This is a genomic window from Nocardiopsis sp. NPDC055824, from assembly GCF_053616335.1.
In genome coordinates this window covers 12,923-29,983 of the sequence record NZ_JBSHDN010000028.1, presented here as the reverse complement: position 1 = coordinate 29,983, position 17,061 = coordinate 12,923, and the positions used below count along the sequence as shown (strand labels likewise).

Genomic DNA, 17,061 nt, shown 5'->3' with positions numbered 1-17,061 from the left:
GTGACCAGGCGCCAAGGGGGCGCCGGCGCCCCCACCAGGGGAAGGCGCCTGGCCGCGTGCTCGGGGGACGGGCGCCGGGCCCGGCGGCGGCCCACGGTTCCGCCGACCGCTGTGAACGCCGTCGGCGCGGCCGGGGCGCGGCTCACACGTGGATCGAAGGCCTGCGGTTCCTCCAGGGCACGGCCTGTTCGAGCTGGGCGGCCACCGCCAGCAGCAGGTCCTCGCGGCCGTGCGCGGCCACCAACTGCACCCCGATGGGCAGACCCTCCCGGCTCAGGGCCAGGGGCAGGCTGATCGCGGGCTGGCCCGAGACGTTGAACGGCGCCGTGAAGGGCCCGTACCGCAGCAGGGCTCGCAGCCAGGAGCGCACACTGTGCCCGGAGGCGTCGTAGTCCAGGGTCCCGTGCGGTGCGGGCAGCCGTCCCAGCGCGGGGGTCACCAGCAGGTCGTACCGGGACAGGAACGCGCCCAGGGGCCGGGTCACCCGGTGCTGGGCCTCCAGCATGGCGGCCACCTCCAGGGCCGTGCACCGCCGGGCCTCGGAGAGCACAGCACGCGAGACCCCTTCCAACAGGGCGGGGTCGGGACGCTTCGGCGCCCGCAGCAGGGCCGTACCGGTGGCCAGGGCTGCCAGGGCGGTGCCCTCCACCACGTCCTCGGGCTCCAGGTGCGGATGGGACTCCTCCACGGTGTGGCCGATCCACTCCAGGACGCGGCCCGCGTCCGAGGCGGCCTCGGCCACGGACGGGTCGACGGGTGTGTCGGCCCAGGGAGTGGTGGTCACGGCGATCAGCAGCCGCCCGGGGTCGGCCCGCATCGCCTCGGCGTAGGGGTGGGTGGGGGCGGAGACGACGAATTTCTCACCCACTGGCGGCGCGCAGACCGCGTCCAGGACGTGTGCTGTGTCCCGGACGGTGCGGGTGAGCCCGAACTCTGTGACGAGCCCGAACCCGGCCTCTCCGGTCAGCGGGCCGCAGGGGGTGCGGCCGCGGGTGGGCTTGAGTCCGATGACGCCGCAGGCGGAGGCGGGCACGCGCAACGACCCCGCCCCGTCGTTGCCGTGGGCGAAGGGCACGGCCCCGGCTGCCACGAGGGCGGCCGCCCCGCCGCTGGAGCCTCCCGCGCCGCGGTCGGGGTTCCAAGGATTGCGGGTGATGCCGTGGCGCGCCGACTCGGTGGCGAAGTGCAGCCCCAGTTCGGGTGCGGTGCTCTGGCCGAGCGGTACCAGGCCGGCGGCGCGGAACCTCGACATCAGGGTGTGGTCGGTGGTGGCGACGGCGTCCACAGCCCTGCTGCCCAGGGTGAACCGCATACCGCGGGCGAAGGGGCCGCTGTCCTTGACCACGAACGGGACCCCGCTCAGAGGGCCGTCCGCCGGCGGGAGGGGGTCGGGCTCGGACAAGGGGCCGGTGAGCGCGTTGAGTTCGCCGTGCGCACGTTCCAGCGCGAGCCGGGCGACCCGTTCGACATCGGCTGCGCTGACCTGCCGGGTGCGGACGAGGTCGGCCAGGGCGACGGCGTCCAGTTCGGCGTACTCGTGGATCTCCAGGGCTGCTCCTCGGCACGGCGGCCCGCAGGGGGCGGACCGCTGGTCAGGGTAGCCCCGGGGGCGGTCCCCGCGCCGCCCCTTTTCCCTGTCCCCCGCCTGCTGTCGGGCGCGCGTCCGACCGCTGCGCGGCGCTGCGCATCGTGGAGGACGTCAGGGCGGCCCTGGCCGGGCCGCTCCTGCTGGGGGAACGGCCCTCCCCCTCCACTGGGTCGCCATCGCCTGTGTGACGGGGGCGTCCGCGGGCGCGGTCCTCACCGCCCGCGGGGCCCGGCGCCGGACGCCCTAGGCGAGGAGGTCCCAGGCCATGCGCAGGAGCAGGGCCAGGACGACGACGAGCAGGACCGCGCGCACGAACCCGGAGCCGCGCCGCAGCGCCATCCGCGCGCCGATCTGGGCGCCGATGACGGTGCAGACGGCCAGGCTCAGCCCCAGGAGCCAGTCGACGTGGCCGCCGAAGGCGAACACGGTGAGCGCGCCGAGGTTGGTGCACACGTTGACGATCTTGGCCGAGGCGGAGGCGGAGACGAAGTCCATGCCGACGACGGCGGTGAAGGCGATGATGAGGAAGACGCCGGTGCCGGGGCCGATGAGGCCGTCGTAGAGGCTGACGCCGACCCCGGCCAGGGCGGTGACGGCCAGCAGCCGGTTGCGTGTGCGCAGGCGCGGGTCGGGGGTGGCTCCCATGGCGGGGCGGAAGTAGACCAGCAGTGCGACCCCGGCCAGGACGACCATGATGACGGGTTTGAGGACCTCGGCGGTGAGGGCGGCGGCCATGGCGGCGCCGACCCCGGACCCGAGGAGGGCGAGCGCGGCGGTGGGCAGGACGACGCGGCGGTCGACGGCGACCTTGCGGGAGTAGGCGATGGCGGCGGAGACGGTGCCGAAGACGGCGCCGAGCTTGTTGGTGCCCAGCAGGGTGGCCAGGGGGGTGGTGGGCGCGGCGACGAGGAGGGCGGGCAGCAGGAGGAGGCCGCCTCCCCCGACGACGGCGTCCACCCAGCCGGCGGCGACGGCGACCCCCATGACCAGGGCGAGGATCTCGGGGTCCATCTACCGCACGCGTTCAGGGAGAGAGGTGATCATGGGTTCTTTTCAATGAGGAAGAGCGGGAACCCGGTGAGTTTATCCAGCCCGTACCGGTGCATTCGGGGCGGTCGACTACTGCAAACCCCTTACAAAAGCCCCTCCTTTACTACGTAGATTCGTAGTGGGGGAAAAGGGGCGGCGGCGCCCGGGATCAGGGGGCGCCGCCGCGGTCTGCTGTCCCGGTCAGAACCGGGAGCGGTCGAACCAGTCGCGGGCCTGCGCCAGCACGTCCGGGTCCAGCCGGTGTCCCCCCGGGTGCTCGCGCGCCTCCACGTCCGCTCCCCTGTCGCCGAGCTGGGCGGCCAGCAGCCGCGCCTGGTCGGGGGTCGTGACGGGGTCGGCCGCCCCGGACCCCAGGAACACCCGGACCCCGGACAGGTCCACCGGGTCGGGTTCGCGCCCCTGGAGGGGAGCCCCCGCCGCGAACAGGGCGGCCCCGCTGAGCAGGCGGGGGTGGAGCAGCAGCAGCGCCGCACCGGTGTTGGCCCCGTTGGAGAACCCGCTGACCACGATCCGGTCGGGGTCCAGGCCGTAGTCCCGGGCCGCGGCGGTGACGAACCCCGCCAGCTCGGCGCTGCGCGCGACCACGTCGTCGACGTCGAAGACGCCCTCGCGCAGGCGGCGGAACCAGCGGTTCATGCCGTTCTCGCTCACACGGCCGCGGGGCGAGAGCAGGGCCGCGCCGGGCGAGAGGGCCCGGCCCAGCGGCAGCAGGTCGCTTTCGTCGGCGCCGGTGCCGTGGAGCAGCAGGAGCGTGGGCGCTCCCGGCCGGGTGGCGGGCTCGAAGACGTGGACGAAGTCCTGGGTCGCCGTCACCGGGGGACCTCCAGCGCGGGCAGGCGGCGGGCGATCTCCTCGCGGCCGGGCTCCAGCCACGGTGGGAGCCTCAGCTCCCGGCCCAGTGCGAGCAGCGGCTCGTCGTAGTCGAAGCCGGGGCCGTCGGTGGCGATCTCCAGCAGGACCCCGCCCGGCTCGCGGAAGTAGATGGAGGTGAAGTAGGTGCGGTCGCGGATCTCGGTGACGCCCACGCCGTCGTTCTCCAGGGTCCGGCGCCAGGCCTCCTGGACGTCGCCGTCGGGGGCCCGGTAGGCGACGTGGTGGACGGTGCCGGCCGCGACCAGGCCGCGCTCCGCTCCGGGGGCGGCCAGGACGTCGACGATGGTGCCCACCCCGTCGCCGGAGCCGCCGGTGCGGAAGCGGAGCCGGTCGCCGTCCTCGCCCTCCAGCCGGAAGCCGAGCTGCCCGCTCAGCATCTCCACGGTGCCCTCGACGTCCTGTTCGGTGAGGGTGACCGCGCGGATGCCCCGGACGGCGTGCTCGGGGGGCACCGCTCCCCCGTCCCAGGGGTCGGTGTCGTGGGCGTCGGCACTGGCGGCGAGCTCGATGGCGAGACCGTCGGGGTCGCGCAGCACGAGCACGTCCTCCTCGCCCCTCTCGGCGGGCCGGGTGGCGTCCACGCCCAGGGAGGCCAGGTGCTCCGCCCACCATCCCAGGGAGCCCTCGGGCACGGAGAGGGTCGTGGTGGTGGCCTGGCCCGCGCCGATCCTGCCCCGGGGCGCGTCGGGCCAGGGGAAGAAGGTCATGATCGTGCCGGGGTTGCCCGCGCGGTCGCCGTAGTAGAGGTGGTAGGTCTCGGGCGCGTCGAAGTTGACCGTGCGCTTGACCAGCCGCATGCCGAGGGCGTTGAGGTAGAAGTCCGCGTTGGCCTGCGGATCGCTGGCGATCGCGGTCACGTGGTGGATTCCCGCGGGGCGCACGTCCATGTCGTCACCTTCCGTCGAAGTCGCCGGTGTGTCTTCGGACCAAGGTAGTTGAATTTTAAACTAACCCGGCCGATGCGTCTCCCCCACCCTCCCCCGGCGGGGCGCCCCCGACGCCCAGGGACACGGGGCGCGCACGCGGGCGGTGCAGCGCGGACCGGTCCCGCCACCGGGGCGGGGCGGGCGAGCAGGGGGGCGGCGCGGCCTCAGGCCGCGGGGGGCAGGCGGCGCAGCCGCAGCCCCACCAGGGCCGCCACCGCGCACAGCCCCGCCGCGAAGGCCACGGCGCCTCCCCAGCCCACCGCGTCGTAGACCAGACCGCCGCACCACCCGAACAGGCTGGAGCCGAGGTAGTAGGCGAGCGTGTACAGGGCCATGGCCTGGGCGCGGCCGGTGACCGCGCGGGCCCCCACCCAGGCCGAGGCGGTGGCGTGGGCGCAGAAGAAGGCGAACGTCAGCACCAGCAGGGCGGCCATGAGGCCGGCCAGCGCGGTGGTGAGCAGGCCGCCCAGACCCGCGGCCATCAGCGCCGTGGCGGCGATGAGGACGGGGTAGCCGCCCCAGCGCCCGGAGAGGTGCCCGGCGACCGCCGAGCCGAGCATCCCTGCGGTGTAGGACAGGAAGAGCAGGGACGCCGCGGACTGGGAGAGCCCGAAGGGCTCGCCCATGAGACGGAAGCCGAGCAGGTTGTACACGGTCATGAACGCGCCCATGAGCAGCAGGGCCTGGGCGTAGAGGGCGGGCAGGCCGCGCGTGGTGAGCGCGGCGGCCAGGCGCCGCCCCATCCCCGGGCCCCCGGGGGCCTTCGCGCCGCCCGGGCCGTCCCCCCGCGCCCCTTCCGCCGGGCGCCCGGAGGGGGGCGCGGCCTCGACCGCGCGCCGCGGGCGCGGCAGGACCAGCACGAAGACGACCAGGCACACCAGCCCCAGGAGGGTGTTCGCCGCGATCCCCCACTGCCAGCCGCCCAGGTCGGCGGCGAACCCGGCGAGCAGGCGCCCGCCCATCCCGCCGAGGGGGTTGCCCGCGATGTACAGCCCGGTGGCGCGCGCGGCGTCGGCCGGGTGGACCTCCTCGGACAGGTAGGCGACGGCCGCGGCGGGGACCCCGCCCAGGGCCGCGCCCTGGAGCGCGCGCAGGGCGAGCAGGGCCCAGAGGTCGCCCGCCAGGGGCGTCACACAGCCCAGGAGGGTGGTCAGGGCCAGGGACACGGCGATGACGCGGGCCCGGCCGAACCGGTCGGCGGCGCCGCTCCACACCAGCGTGAACCCGGCCAGTCCCCCGGTGGCCACGGAGACCGTGAGCGCGGCCTGGGACGCGGTGGAGCCGAAGCCGTCGGCGATGGCGGGCAGGACCGGCTGGACCGACCACAGCTGGGCGAAGGTGGCCACGGCGACGGCCACCATGGCGGCGACCGTGCGCCGGTAGGCGGCCGTGCCCGCGCGGAGGCGGGCGTCGTGGTCGGGCGGGGACGTGGTCGCGGTCATGGGTCCACGCTAGGAACCACGGTTTCATACGTCCAATGCATGGTTTGTCCCTGACTCATACTGGAATGCATGGAACATGCGGAGGGGTCGGAGCGGGCGGGGCGGCACGGGCGCGCGGACGGGGCCCGGGAGCCGGACGCGGACGCGCTCGCCCGGGTGCTGGCGCCCCGGCTGAGGATGGTGGCGGCGGTCGCCGGGACCGAGCACGTCACCCTGGCGGCCGAGACGCTGGGGGTGCCCCAGCCGACGCTGAGCCGGGCCCTGGCACGGGCCCAGGAGGAGCTGGGGATCGCCCTGGTGGAGCGGACCGGCCGGGGGGTGCGGCTGACCCGCGCCGGCCGGATCCTGCTCCCGCACGTGGAACGCGCCCTGGACGACCTGCGCAGGGGGATGGCGGAGCTGACCGGCGCCGAGGAGGGGCGGGTGGCGCTGACGTTCCTGCCCACGCTGGGGGTGGAGGTGGTGCCGGTGCTGCTGCGGGGGTTTCGCGCCGAGCACCCGGGGGTGCGGTTCTCGCTGACCCAGGAGCCGTGGGCGGAGTCGCTGAGCCGCGTGTCCTCGGGCGGGGCCGACCTCGCCCTGACCTCCCCGCTGCCCTCGGGCAGGGGGCTGGCGTCCGCGGTGCTGCACACGCAGTCGCTGCGGCTGGTGGTGCCCGAGGGGCACGCCCTGGCGCGGTCCCCGCGGGGGGTGGCGGCGGTGGCGGCGGCCGAGGAGGAGTTCGTCCTGCTCAAACCGGGCCGGGGCGTGCGCCACCTGACCGACCGGCTGCTCGACCGGGCGGGGTTCACCCCCCGGGTCGCGTTCGAGGCCGACGACATCTCGACCGCGCGCGGCCTGGTGGCGGCGGGCCTGGGGGTGTCGGTGCTCCCCGCCCGCCCGCGCGGGCCGCTGGCCGGGACGGTGGAGCTGCCGGTCCTGGGCGGTGGCGCGGACCGGCCGATCGGGGTGGTCTGGCCGCGCGAGGGCTCGGGCGGCGGGTACGAGCCCCCGGCCGTGGCCCTGTTCCGCGACTACGTGCGGCGGGTGGGGCCGCGCATCATCCCCGGCCTGACGGGCTGAGCCGCCGCACCGGGGCCCGGCAATTCCGTTGCCCCGCCGTACACGCCGCGCCACGATGGCCGCATGACCTTCTCACCGCCCTCCTCCCCCGCCCGGCCGGTCGCCCTCGTCACCGGCGTGGGCCGCACCGTCGGCATCGGCTCGGCGATCGCCCGCCGGCTGGCGTCCTCGGGCTGGGACGTGGCCTTCACCCACTGGACCCCCTACGACGCGCGCATGGACTGGGGTGTGGAGGCCGGCGCGGCCCGGGCCACCCTGGACGCACTGGCCGAGCGCGGCGCGGCGGCCCACTCCGTGGAGGCCGACCTGGCCGACCCGGCCTCCCCCGCCCGGATCTTCGACGAGGCCGAGGAGCGCCTGGGCCCCGTCACCGCGCTGGTGATGGCCCACTGCGAGTCGGTCGACTCGGGTCTGCTGGACACCACCGTGGAGTCCTTCGACCGCCACTTCGCGGTCAACGCGCGCGCCACCTGGCAGCTGGTCCGCGAGTTCGGGCTCCGCTTCGGCGGGGCGCACGGGACGGGGCGGATCGTCGCCCTGACCAGCGACCACACGGTCGGCAACCTGCCCTACGGGGCGAGCAAGGGCGCCCTGGACCGGATCGTCCTGGCCTGCGCACGCGAACTCGCCCACCTGGGGGTGACCGCCAACGCCGTCAACCCCGGCCCCGTCGACACCGGCTGGATGTCGCGGGAGACGCGGGAGGAGTGCGCGAACCACACCCCCCTGGGACGGCTCGGCACCCCCGAGGACACCGCCGACCTGGTGGACTTCCTGTGCTCCCCCCGGGGGGTGTGGGTCAACGGCCAGCTCCTGCACAGCGACGGCGGCATCTCCGCCTGAGCGCGCCGGGCGTCCGCCGAGGGGGCGGCGGGCCCGGCCCCTCCCCGCCGGGTCCGGGGGGCCGGCCCGGTGGGGAGAGGCCGACCGCGCCCGTGCGGAACCTGCCCCTAGACTCGGGGGCGAGCCCCTCGACAGCTGCCGGAAAGAACCTCCATGAGCCAGACGGACGGCGTCCGCACCGCCCACCACGGGCAGGACCGTCTGTCCCTCCCCCAGGTCCGGCTCGACGACCTCCTGGACGAGGTCCGGTCGCGGCTGAGCGAGATCTCCGCCGGCCAGGAGCGCATCCACACGCTCCTGGAGGCGGTGGTCTCCATCGGGGAGGGACTCGAACTCGACCCCCTGCTGGTGCGCATCACCGAGACGGCCGCCAGCCTGGTGGACGCGCGCTACGGCGCCCTGGGCGTGATCGGCCCCGACGGGGAGATGAGCCGCTTCATCCCCGTGGGCCTGGAACCGGACGAGATCGCGGGCATCGCGCACTGGCCCAAGGGCGAGGGCGTGCTGGGCCTGCTCATCAAGGACCCGCGCCCCCTGCGCCTGCGCGAGGTGCGCGACCACCCCGAGTCGCGCGGGTTCCCGGCCGGGCACCCGCCCATGCACACCTTCCTCGGCGTTCCCATCAGCATCCGCGACCAGGTGTTCGGCAACCTGTACATGACGGACAAGCGCGACGGCGCGGAGTTCACCGGGGACGACGAGCTCCTGCTGCGCGCCCTGGCCACCGCGGCGGGGACCGCCATCGAGAACGCCCAGCTCTTCGCCCAGACGCAGAGCCGGGAGACCTGGTTGGACGCCTCGGGCCAGATCACCACCCGGCTGCTGTCCGGCGCCCCTCCCGAGGAGGTGCTGCGCCTGGTCGCGCGCCGCGCCCGGGGGATGGTCGACGCCGACCTCGCGGTCATCGCCATGCCGGGCGAGGAGCCCGACACCCTCACCGTGCGGGTGTGGGACGGGCCCGAAAAGCACAACGGGGCCGTGGCCGCCGGTGCGCGGGGGGCCACGCTCACGTGTGCGCCCCACACCCTGCTGGGACGCGTCTACCGCAGCGGTGAGCCCGTCCAGACCGACGTGTCGGCCTCGGACGGGGACGGGACCGGCTTCCTGACCCGGCTGGGGGTGGGGCCCGTGCTGGTGCTGCCGTTCGGCCCCCCGGACGGGGCGCGGGGCGTGCTCGTGCTCGCCCGGGGCCGGGGCGGCGGGGATTTCCAGGACAGCTGGCTGAGCATGCTGTCGCCGTTCGCCGACCAGGCGGCGGTCGCGCTGGAGCTGGCCGAGGCCCGGCTGGACTCCGAGCGCCTGAGCGTGCTGGAGGACCGCGACCGCATCGCGCGCGACCTGCACGACACGGTCATCCAGCGCCTGTACGCCACCGCCATCACGCTGATGGGCACCGTGCGCCGCATCGAGGACACCGTGTCCTCCCAGCGGGTGCAGAACGCGGTCGACGACCTGGACGACACCATCCGCCAGATCCGCTCCACGATCTTCGCGCTCCAGAGCTCGGGCGAGGAGGGCCCCTGGCTGCGGTCGCGGGTGCTGGACCTGGTCAACTCCGCCTCGGAGACGCTGGGGTTCGCGCCCCGCCTGCTCACGCAGGGGCCGATCGACAACGCGGTGGACGAGGCGGTCGGGGAGCACCTGGTGGCGGTGCTGCGCGAGCTGCTGTCCAACGCGGCCCGCCACGCTCGGGCCACCGCCGTGGACGTGGAGCTGTCCGTGGGCGAGGAGCTGGTCCTGCGGGTGAGCGACGACGGCCGGGGCATCACCGGGGGCGTCTCGCGCAGCGGGCTGCGCAACGCGGCCTCCCGGGCCGAGGAGCTGGGCGGCCGCCTGTCGGTGACCTCCGGTCCGGGCGGGGGAGCGTGCGTCGAGTGGTCGGTGCCGCTCCGCCGCACCGGCGGGGCCGGGGAGGTGCGCGGGTGAGGCCCGCGGGGGCCTCCTATCCCTGGTCCATGGACAGCCGCACCGCGTAGGCCGCGGCCTGGGTGCGCCGGGCCATCCCGAGCTTGGCCAGGACCCTGGAGACGTAGTTCTTGACGGTCTTCTCCGCCAGGTACATCCGCGCGCCGATCTCGCGGTTGGTGAGCCCCTCGCCGATGAGCTCCAGGACGCGGCGCTCCTGCTCGGTGAGTTCGCTGAGCGGGTCCTTGCGCACCGCCTCCTCGCGCAGCCGCTTGAGCATGCGCGCGGTGGACTCGGGGTCCAGCAGGGAGCGCCCGTCGGCGACCGTGCGCACTGCTCCGACCAGGTCGGTACCGTGGATCTGCTTGAGGATGTACCCGGACGCCCCGGCCATGACCGCGCCGTAGAGCGCCTCGTCGTCGGAGTAGGACGTCAGCATGAGCATGCGGGTGTCGGGGAGCAGGGAGCGGATCTCCCGGCACACGGTGACGCCGTCGCCGTCGGGGAGGCGCACGTCGAGCACGACCACGTCGGGGGCGAGCGCGGGGACCCGCGCCAGCGCCTGCGCCGCCGTCCCGGCCTCGCCGACCACCTCGATGCCGTCCTCCTCGTCCAGGAGTGATCCCACACCCCGCCGGACGATCTCGTGGTCGTCCACCAGGAACACCCGGATCGTTCTGTCTCCACCCATCGGGCGGGCACCTCCTCAGAGCTGGGGACGGGAGCCCGAGGCGGCCCGTCCGCCCTGTGTCGGGGTCGCCCGCCGCCGCGTGCCCATTGTCGGGCACCCGCGGCGGGGGCGCTCCGGCCGCGGGAGGGGCGGGGCGGGAGGCAGGCTCCCGTCCACCCAGCCTAGCCAGCGAAGATTCATGCCATATGAGTCGAACGTCCCGTTCTGTTTGAGCCCTGCGTCCCCCCGGGTAAGCGCACAGGAGGGGACCTCCGCCGCCGGACGAGGGGCCGGCGGTCCACGCCTTCGGGGCCGGGACCGGCGAGAATGGCGGGGAACGGAGCGAGGGCACCGACTTCGGGGAGCCTGTCATGGACGGATCACGCGGCGCCGGGGCGCCGGACCAGGATCGGGGAACGGTCGCGGGAGCGGCCGCACCGCCCGCCCAGCGGGAGGCGGACGACTACGCGGGGACCGACCGGCTCGCGGAGGAGCAGGAGCTGATGGAGGGCGCCGACGTCGCCGAGGGGGACGACGGGGCGAGCTTCACGGTGCTGGAGCGGCAGACCTGCCTCAACCTGCTGGGCACCCGCGACATCGGCCGGGTGGCCTTCACCATCGACGGGGACGCCGCCCCGACGGTGCTGCCGGTGAACTACGCGCTGTTCAACGACACGGTGGTGTTCCGCACCACCCTGGCGGGAACCGTGATGCGCTACGCGCGCGGCCACGCCGCCTTCCAGGTCGACCTCTTCGACGAGGAGCGCCGTGACGGCTGGAGCGTCCTGGCGAGCGGGCGGTGCAGGTGGGTCCGCGACGCGGAGGAGCTGGCCCGCATCCCCCGGGGCCGCCTGCCCCTGCCCTGGGCGGCGGGCGAGCGCGACCAGGTCCTCAAGCTGGTCCCGGGCCGGGTGAGCGGGCGGCGGGTCCACCGGCCCTGAGCCGGCGGGCGGCGGCGCGGCCGCCTCCGGCCCGTGGCCGGGGGTCGCGGGGCCCGGCCACCGGCGCGTCACCCGGGGGTCGGCGAACGTCTCCCCAGCCTTGTCCGTACCGGGCGTTCGGTCTGTCCGGTTGCGGGTACCGAATCCGTCATGGGAGCACATCACCCCCTTCGGGCCCGGTACGCCACGGGCTCCCCCCACCGTCGTCCGGGCCCGGCCACCCCCTGCGCGCACCCCGCCCACGGGGACGCGGCCCGCCGCGCCCGCTCCGCGGGACACGGCTCCCACCGGCCCGGCCGGTACCCTGCGGGGCGCCCGGCCCCCTGCGGCCGCCCCGGACGCACGTGAGGGCGGGACCGCGGGGCCGCACGCTCCTGGGCGCCGCGGCGGCCGCCGCGGCCGTCCTCCTCACCGTCTCCGGCGCGCCCCTGCCCTCCGGCCTGTGGGCGCGGCCCGCCGCCCCCGAGACCCCCCGCGACGCCGACGCACCGCTCTCCCTGGAGGTGCTCTCCTCCCGCCCCGACACCGTCATGGGCGACACCGCCCTGGTCAGGGTGGTTCCCTCCCCGTCCGTGCCCGCCGCCGACGTCCGCCTGGACGTGGGAGGCGCCGACGCCACCCCCTCCCTGCGCACGGTGCGCCTGGCCGACGGCACCCCCGCCCTGGAGGGCCTGGTCTCCGGGCTGCCCCGGGGGAACACCGTCCTGACCGCCTCGGCGCCCGGGGGCGGGGGGAGCGCGCAGGAGGGGACCGACCCGGTGACGGCCAGGGTCACCGTCACCGCCCACCCCCTCACGGGCCCGGTCTTCTCCGGCCCCCACCAGGAGCCCTTCGTGTGCGACACCGAGCGCTTCGAGCTGCACGGCGGCGGCACCCTCGGCCCGCCCCTGGACCCCGACTGCTCGGCCCCGACCGTGGTCCGCCACATGTACCGCACCGAGGAAGGGGCCTGGGCCCCCATGGCCGACCCCGACCGGGTGCCCGGCGACGCCGCCCGGACCACCACCTCCACCGGCCACAGGGTCCCCTACACCGTCCGGGTCGAGACCGGCACGGTGAACAGGTCGATCTACGAGACGGCGCTGCTGTACACCCCCGGCGACCCCGGGCCCGACCCGTGGCAGCCGCCGCGGGGCTGGAACCGCCGCCTGGTGTACACGTTCGGCGGCGGGTGCGCGGGCGGCTGGTACGTCCAGGGGACCAGGACCGCCGGGGTCCTGGACCACGGCATGCTCTCGCAGGGGTACGCGGTGGCCTCCGCCTCCCTCAACGTGTTCGGCAACAACTGCAACGACCTGCTGGCCGCCGAGACCGCGGCCGCCGTGGTCCAGCGCTTCTCCCTCACCCACGGCGCCCCCGACCTGACCCTGGGCCGGGGCTCCTCCGGGGGCGCCTACCAGGCGCACCAGATCGGCGACAACCAGCCGGGCCTGCTGGACGGCCTGCTGGTCTCCCACTCCTTCCCCGACGTGGCCTTCTCCGTGGTGCCGACCGCCACCGACGCCCTGCTGCTGCACGAGTACGCGCGCGAGCACCCCGGCACCCTGAGCAGGGAGGAGCAGCGCGCCGTGTCCGGGTTCGCGCGCTGGGACGCCATCGGCAAGCTCGCCGGGGAGGCCGACCGCGTCGACCCCGCGGGCGTGTGCGCGGACCGGGTGCCCGAACGGGTGCGCTGCGAGCTGTACGCGCACACCGGCAACGTCTACGGGACCGACCCCTCGACCGGTCTGCCGCGCCGCCCCCTGGACAACGTCGGCGTCCAGTACGGCCTGGGAGCCCTCCTGGACGGCACGATCGACGCCGACCAGTTCCTGCACCTGAACGAGCACGTGGGCGGCCTGGACGCCGACGGCCGAGTGGTGGAGGAGCGCACCGAGGCCGACCCCGCCGCCACCGTCGCCGCCTACCGCACCGGCCGCCTCCTCAACGGGGGCGGCGGACTGGCCGACATCCCCGTCGTGGACCACCGCGCCTACGAGGACGACGTCCCGGGCGGCAGCATCCACATGCGCTTCCACTCGTTCTCGCTGCGCGAGCGCCTGCTCGCCGCCAACGGCACGGCCGACAACCACGTGATGCTCGTGGAGCGGGGCGGGCGGGGCGGGTTCTCCTCCTCCGCCCCGGTGGCCGGAAGGGCCCTGGCCGAACTCGACGCCTGGGCGAGCGGGGTGCGGGAGCTCGGCGCCGCCGACCCCGGCCGCCCCGCCATCGACCACGTGCGCGCCGCGCGCCCGGAGTGGCTCACCGACTCGTGCTGGGTGGGCGACCCCGCCCGCCGGGTGGTGGCCGAGCAGCTCCCGCTCAGCGCCGGGCAGGGGGACGCGTGCGCCGACGCCTACCCCGTGCACGCCTCGCCCCGGCTGGTCGCGGGCGCGCCCCTGGCCCTGGACGTGGTCGCGTGCCGCCTGGTCCCCTTCGACGCCGCGGAGCACCCGGCCGACCTGACCCCCGAGCAGGCCGAGCGCGCCGCGGAGGTGTTCGCCGACGGGGTGTGCGACTGGTCGGCCCCCGGACGGGGGCAGCAGGGGCTCGCGGGAACCTGGCTGCGCTTCTGAGCCGCCGCGGGGGGCGGCGGGGGCGGGCCCCGGTCCGCCGGTGCCCGTGGGCCCGTCGGCGGCCCCCGGGCCCGAGGACGCGGAGCCTCCGGGTGCGGAGTCCGCCCGTCCCGGCGGCGCGCCCCGGGGCGGCCCGCTAGCGGCCGGCGCCGTCCGGGCCCGGCCCGGCCTCCCCGTCGCGGGGCGCGGTCGCCCCGCCCCCGGCCGGGTCACGGTCGGCCAGGGCGTGCAGCAGGAACGCCCCGCCGTAGGCCGGCCTCCCCCGGCGCTCGTGCTCGGTGAGCACGTACTCGTCCAGGACGGCGAGGATGCGCCGGCCCAGTTCGTCCCGGTCCTCGTCGGACAGGTGCAGCACGAACCGCGCGTAGTCGCGGACCGAGTCCGGCCCGGCCTCCTCCAGTTCCCGGCGCAGGGCCTCCACCGGCGCGTCGGCCGTTTCGTCGCCGGCGCCGATCAGCGGCCCGTCCAGCCACCAGGACTCCCCGGTGGCCCGGTAGGGCTTCTCCAGGGCCCCGCTCGCCCCGGTGCGCACGGGCGCGGGCACGAGCAGGCCCGAGTCCACGAGCTGGCGGACGTGGTACAGGACCGTGCCCGGGGTCGTGTCGAGCCGGTCGGCCAGTTCCCGGTTGGTGAGCTCCCGCACCGCGCACAGCCTCAGGATGCGGATCCGCAGCGGGTGGGAGAGGGCCTTGACCTCCTTGACGGTGGCCGGTCGCCTCCTGCGCGCCGGGGGCGCCTCCCCCTGCGCCCGCGTCCCGGTCCCCTTCGCACCAGCCCGTTCTCCCATGGGGCCAGCGTAGCAACGATCGACAAAAGCCAAATCGATTGTTTTCTCTCAATCACCCTGTCAGGCTCGACCCATGACGGAGACGACCCCCCTTTCCGACCCCCCGCCCCCCACCGGACCCCGGCACCTCGGAGGCCGGTTCTGGACCGTGTGGACCTCCTCCGGACTCTCCAACCTCGCCGACGGGGTCCTCAAGGTCGCGCTGCCCCTGGTCGCCCTGCGCTTCACCGGCTCCCCCTCCTGATCGCGGGCGTGGCGTTCGCGCTGACGATCCCCTGGCTGCTCCTGTCCCTCCCGGCCGGCGCCCTCGCCGACCGGTACGACCGCCGCCGCCTCATGGTCGGCGCCAACCTCGCGCGGGGGCTGCTCCTCGCCGGCCTGGCCGCGGCGCTGGCCCTGGACCTGGGGTCGGTCTGGCTGCTCTACGCGGTGGCACTGGGCGTCGGGACCGCCGAGACCGTCCACGACACCTCGGCCCAGTCGATCCTGCCGCAGGTGGTCGGCCGCGACCGGCTCTCCCGCGCCAACGGGCGCCTGCACGCCGTCGAACTGACCGCCCACCAGTTCGCCGGACCGCCCCTGGGCGGGATCCTGGTCGCCCTGGGCCTGGCCGCCGCCTTCACCGCCCCCGCCGCCCTGTGGCTGGTCGCGGCCGGCACGCTGGTCCTGGTGCGCGGAAGCTTCCGGACCGAACGCGCCGCACCCGCCACCATGCGCACCGACATCGCCGAGGGGCTGCGGTTCCTGTGGCGCCACCGGACCCTGCGCACCCTCGCCGCCATGGTGGGCCTGAGCAACTTCTCCACCAACGCCGCCTTCACCGTCATGGTCCTGTTCGCGGTGGGCCCCACCTCCCCCATGGGCCTGTCCGAGCCCGCCTACGGGCTGCTGCTGACCGCCACCGCGGCGGGCAGCGTGCTCGGCGCCCTGACCGCCGAGCACGTCGAGCGCCTCCTGGGCCGGGCCTGGTCCCTGCGCGTGAGCGCGCTCGCCTTCGCCGTCCTGGTGGGGGTCCCGGCGCTGACCGCCGACCCGCTCGTGATCGGGGCGGGCTTCTTCGTCGGCGGGGTGGGCCTCTCGGTGTGGAACGTGGTCACCGTGTCGCTGCGCCAGCGGATCACCCCCGACCACCTGCTCGGACGGCTCAACAGCGCCTACCGGCTGCTGGCCTGGGGCACACTCCCGCTGGGCGCCGCCGCGGGCGGGCTGATCGCGCAGTTCTTCGGACTGACCGCCGTGTTCGCGGGCATGGGCGCACTGGCCCTGGTCACGTTCCTGTGGCAGTTCACGCTGAGCGAGGCGGACCTGGGCGGCGCCGGGCGCGCCACCGCCGGGGCCTGAGCCCCCGAGCGCCGGGAGAAGCGCCCCTCCCGGCGCCGCGCGGGCCGCGGTGCGGCGCGGGAAAACCACCTGCGCCCCGGAACGCCGCCGGGGATACTGCTGCGATGACCGAACCAGAACACCGGGAGCAGCGCGAAGAGGTCCTGGAGGGCGGCAACGTCGCCGACGGGGTCGTACGGGTGGGGCAGACCGTGCGCAAACCGTGGACGCGGTCGTCCCCGTCGGTGGCGTCCCTGCTCCGGTACCTGCACCGGTGCTCCTTCGAGGCCTCCCCGGTCCCCTTGGGCGCGGACGCCCGCGGGCGCCAGGTGCTCGGCTACCGCCCCGGCGCGATGGCCGACACCCTGCCGCCCCTGACGGGGGCCGAACTCCGCCGGCTGGGCGGGATCGTCCGGCGCCTGCACGCGCTCACCGCCGGCTTCCGGCCGGACGGGGAGCCGGAGTGGGACATCGCGACCCCGGACCCGCGCGAGGAGGTGCTCTGCCACTACGACCTCGCGCCGTGGAACCTGGTGCGCGACGGCGACGACTGGACGTTCATCGACTGGGACGGCGCGGGGCCGGGCACCCGGATGGGCGACCTGGGGTACGCGGCGCACGGGTTCGTGCCGCTGCACGCGGGCGGCGACCCCGGGTCGGACGCCCTGCGGCTGCGCGCCCTCGCCGACGGCTACGGGTGCGACGACGCCCAGCGCCGTGAGCTGCCCGACGCCGTCCTGCACCGGGTGCGCGGCATGTACGACCTGCTGGAGGAGGGCGCCCGGACCGGCGCCCAGCCCTGGGCCCGGCTGCACGCCCAGGGGCACGCCGACCACTGGGGGCCGGCCGCCGACTACGTCGAGCGCCACCGGGCGGTGTGGCTGGCGGCGCTGACCGGCCCCGGGGAGCCCGCCGCCACGTGAGCGCCTCCGGCGGGGGCCTGCGCCGGCGGGCGGAGGCCCTCCGCGCGGAGCGGGCCGGCCCGCGCGGTGACCGGCCGGACCGGGCCTGCCCCGGGCGCCGCCGCGGCAGCGCCGCGACCGGTCCGGAAGGCGCCTCCCGGACCGGCTCCGGGAGCCCTCCGCGGCGGTACCGGCGC

Annotated in this window: 15 protein-coding genes; 8 read left to right on the top strand and 7 right to left on the bottom strand. The window is 75.9% G+C overall.

From position 1 onward, the window contains the following. Window positions 1-142 precede the first annotated feature (142 nt). The 5 genes from ACWGL3_RS09120 to ACWGL3_RS09100 form a co-directional block, all read right to left on the bottom strand. Window positions 143-1,402: an amidase gene (locus ACWGL3_RS09120; protein WP_267949925.1), complete on the bottom strand. Its 1,260-nt coding sequence runs from the start codon at window positions 1,400-1,402 to the stop codon at window positions 143-145. A 429-nt stretch (window positions 1,403-1,831) separates the two neighbouring features. Beyond that, on the bottom strand, window positions 1,832-2,599 hold the full coding sequence (locus tag ACWGL3_RS09115; RefSeq protein WP_267949924.1) for a sulfite exporter TauE/SafE family protein: 768 nt from the start codon (window positions 2,597-2,599) through the stop codon (window positions 1,832-1,834). A gap of 219 nt (window positions 2,600-2,818) precedes the next feature. Further along, entirely contained in the window at window positions 2,819-3,451 is a 633-nt protein-coding gene (locus ACWGL3_RS09110) for an alpha/beta hydrolase (protein ID WP_452461122.1), read from the bottom strand. Next, the gene (locus tag ACWGL3_RS09105; protein WP_267949922.1) at window positions 3,448-4,398 is read right to left on the bottom strand and encodes a ring-cleaving dioxygenase; all 951 of its coding nucleotides are present in this window, start codon (window positions 4,396-4,398) and stop codon (window positions 3,448-3,450) included. Before ACWGL3_RS09105 ends, ACWGL3_RS09110 begins: the two co-directional genes overlap by 4 nt. Before the next feature lie 203 nt (window positions 4,399-4,601). Beyond that, a complete protein-coding gene (locus ACWGL3_RS09100) occupies window positions 4,602-5,879 on the bottom strand; it encodes an MFS transporter (RefSeq protein WP_267949921.1) in 1,278 nt (425 codons plus the stop codon). Window positions 5,880-6,056: 177 nt separating this feature from the next. On the opposite strand from ACWGL3_RS09100, the gene ACWGL3_RS09095 reads away from it, so the two are divergent. From ACWGL3_RS09095 to ACWGL3_RS09085, 3 genes are all read left to right on the top strand, one after another. Then, window positions 6,057-6,941 (top strand): LysR family transcriptional regulator, encoded by an 885-nt coding sequence (locus ACWGL3_RS09095; RefSeq protein WP_267950375.1) that lies wholly within the window; start codon window positions 6,057-6,059, stop codon window positions 6,939-6,941. 63 nt (window positions 6,942-7,004) lie between these two features. After that, complete coding sequence (locus ACWGL3_RS09090; protein WP_344180532.1) at window positions 7,005-7,784, top strand: SDR family oxidoreductase; 780 nt, start codon at window positions 7,005-7,007, stop codon at window positions 7,782-7,784. A gap of 153 nt (window positions 7,785-7,937) precedes the next feature. Next, a complete protein-coding gene (locus ACWGL3_RS09085; protein ID WP_452461121.1) occupies window positions 7,938-9,710 on the top strand; it encodes a GAF domain-containing protein in 1,773 nt (590 codons plus the stop codon). Between the two features lie 16 nt (window positions 9,711-9,726). On the opposite strand, the gene ACWGL3_RS09080 is transcribed toward ACWGL3_RS09085, so the two are convergent. After that, complete coding sequence (locus ACWGL3_RS09080) at window positions 9,727-10,380, bottom strand: response regulator (RefSeq protein WP_267949918.1); 654 nt, start codon at window positions 10,378-10,380, stop codon at window positions 9,727-9,729. A 350-nt stretch (window positions 10,381-10,730) separates the two neighbouring features. Between ACWGL3_RS09080 and ACWGL3_RS09075 the strand changes: the two genes are divergently transcribed. After that, the gene (locus tag ACWGL3_RS09075; RefSeq protein WP_267949917.1) at window positions 10,731-11,300 is read left to right on the top strand and encodes a pyridoxamine 5'-phosphate oxidase family protein; all 570 of its coding nucleotides are present in this window, start codon (window positions 10,731-10,733) and stop codon (window positions 11,298-11,300) included. Window positions 11,301-11,644: 344 nt separating this feature from the next. Continuing rightward, window positions 11,645-13,855 carry a DUF6351 family protein gene (locus ACWGL3_RS09070; RefSeq protein ID WP_452461120.1) on the top strand — a complete coding sequence of 737 codons (2,211 nt, stop codon included), beginning with the start codon at window positions 11,645-11,647 and terminating at the stop codon, window positions 13,853-13,855. Between the two features lie 136 nt (window positions 13,856-13,991). Here ACWGL3_RS09070 and ACWGL3_RS09065 read toward each other — a convergent pair whose 3' ends face one another. Further along, on the bottom strand, window positions 13,992-14,642 hold the full coding sequence (locus ACWGL3_RS09065; protein WP_267949915.1) for an ArsR/SmtB family transcription factor: 651 nt from the start codon (window positions 14,640-14,642) through the stop codon (window positions 13,992-13,994). A gap of 73 nt (window positions 14,643-14,715) precedes the next feature. Between ACWGL3_RS09065 and ACWGL3_RS09060 the strand changes: the two genes are divergently transcribed. From ACWGL3_RS09060 to ACWGL3_RS09050, 3 genes are all read left to right on the top strand, one after another. Further along, on the top strand, window positions 14,716-14,886 hold the full coding sequence (locus tag ACWGL3_RS09060; protein WP_452461119.1) for a hypothetical protein: 171 nt from the start codon (window positions 14,716-14,718) through the stop codon (window positions 14,884-14,886). Window positions 14,887-14,894: 8 nt separating this feature from the next. Beyond that, window positions 14,895-15,983, top strand: a complete 1,089-nt coding sequence (locus ACWGL3_RS09055) for an MFS transporter (protein ID WP_452461118.1) — start codon at window positions 14,895-14,897, stop codon at window positions 15,981-15,983. Between the two features lie 104 nt (window positions 15,984-16,087). After that, window positions 16,088-16,885 (top strand): phosphotransferase, encoded by a 798-nt coding sequence (locus tag ACWGL3_RS09050; protein ID WP_267949913.1) that lies wholly within the window; start codon window positions 16,088-16,090, stop codon window positions 16,883-16,885. Window positions 16,886-17,061: the final 176 nt, after the last annotated feature.

Bases quoted from the DNA above. Each gene is read 5' to 3' on its own strand.
- ACWGL3_RS09050 (WP_267949913.1), top strand. From the start codon at position 16,088: ATGACCGAACCAGAACACCGGGAGCAGCGCGAAGAGGTCCTGGAGGGC.
- ACWGL3_RS09080 (WP_267949918.1), bottom strand. From the start codon at position 10,380: ATGGGTGGAGACAGAACGATCCGGGTGTTCCTGGTGGACGACCACGAG.
- ACWGL3_RS09085 (WP_452461121.1), top strand. From the start codon at position 7,938: ATGAGCCAGACGGACGGCGTCCGCACCGCCCACCACGGGCAGGACCGT.
- ACWGL3_RS09065 (WP_267949915.1), bottom strand. From the start codon at position 14,642: ATGGGAGAACGGGCTGGTGCGAAGGGGACCGGGACGCGGGCGCAGGGG.
- ACWGL3_RS09075 (WP_267949917.1), top strand. From the start codon at position 10,731: ATGGACGGATCACGCGGCGCCGGGGCGCCGGACCAGGATCGGGGAACG.
- ACWGL3_RS09095 (WP_267950375.1), top strand. From the start codon at position 6,057: ATGGTGGCGGCGGTCGCCGGGACCGAGCACGTCACCCTGGCGGCCGAG.
- ACWGL3_RS09105 (WP_267949922.1), bottom strand. From the start codon at position 4,398: ATGGACGTGCGCCCCGCGGGAATCCACCACGTGACCGCGATCGCCAGC.
- ACWGL3_RS09100 (WP_267949921.1), bottom strand. From the start codon at position 5,879: ATGACCGCGACCACGTCCCCGCCCGACCACGACGCCCGCCTCCGCGCG.
- ACWGL3_RS09060 (WP_452461119.1), top strand. From the start codon at position 14,716: ATGACGGAGACGACCCCCCTTTCCGACCCCCCGCCCCCCACCGGACCC.
- ACWGL3_RS09090 (WP_344180532.1), top strand. From the start codon at position 7,005: ATGACCTTCTCACCGCCCTCCTCCCCCGCCCGGCCGGTCGCCCTCGTC.
- ACWGL3_RS09115 (WP_267949924.1), bottom strand. From the start codon at position 2,599: ATGGACCCCGAGATCCTCGCCCTGGTCATGGGGGTCGCCGTCGCCGCC.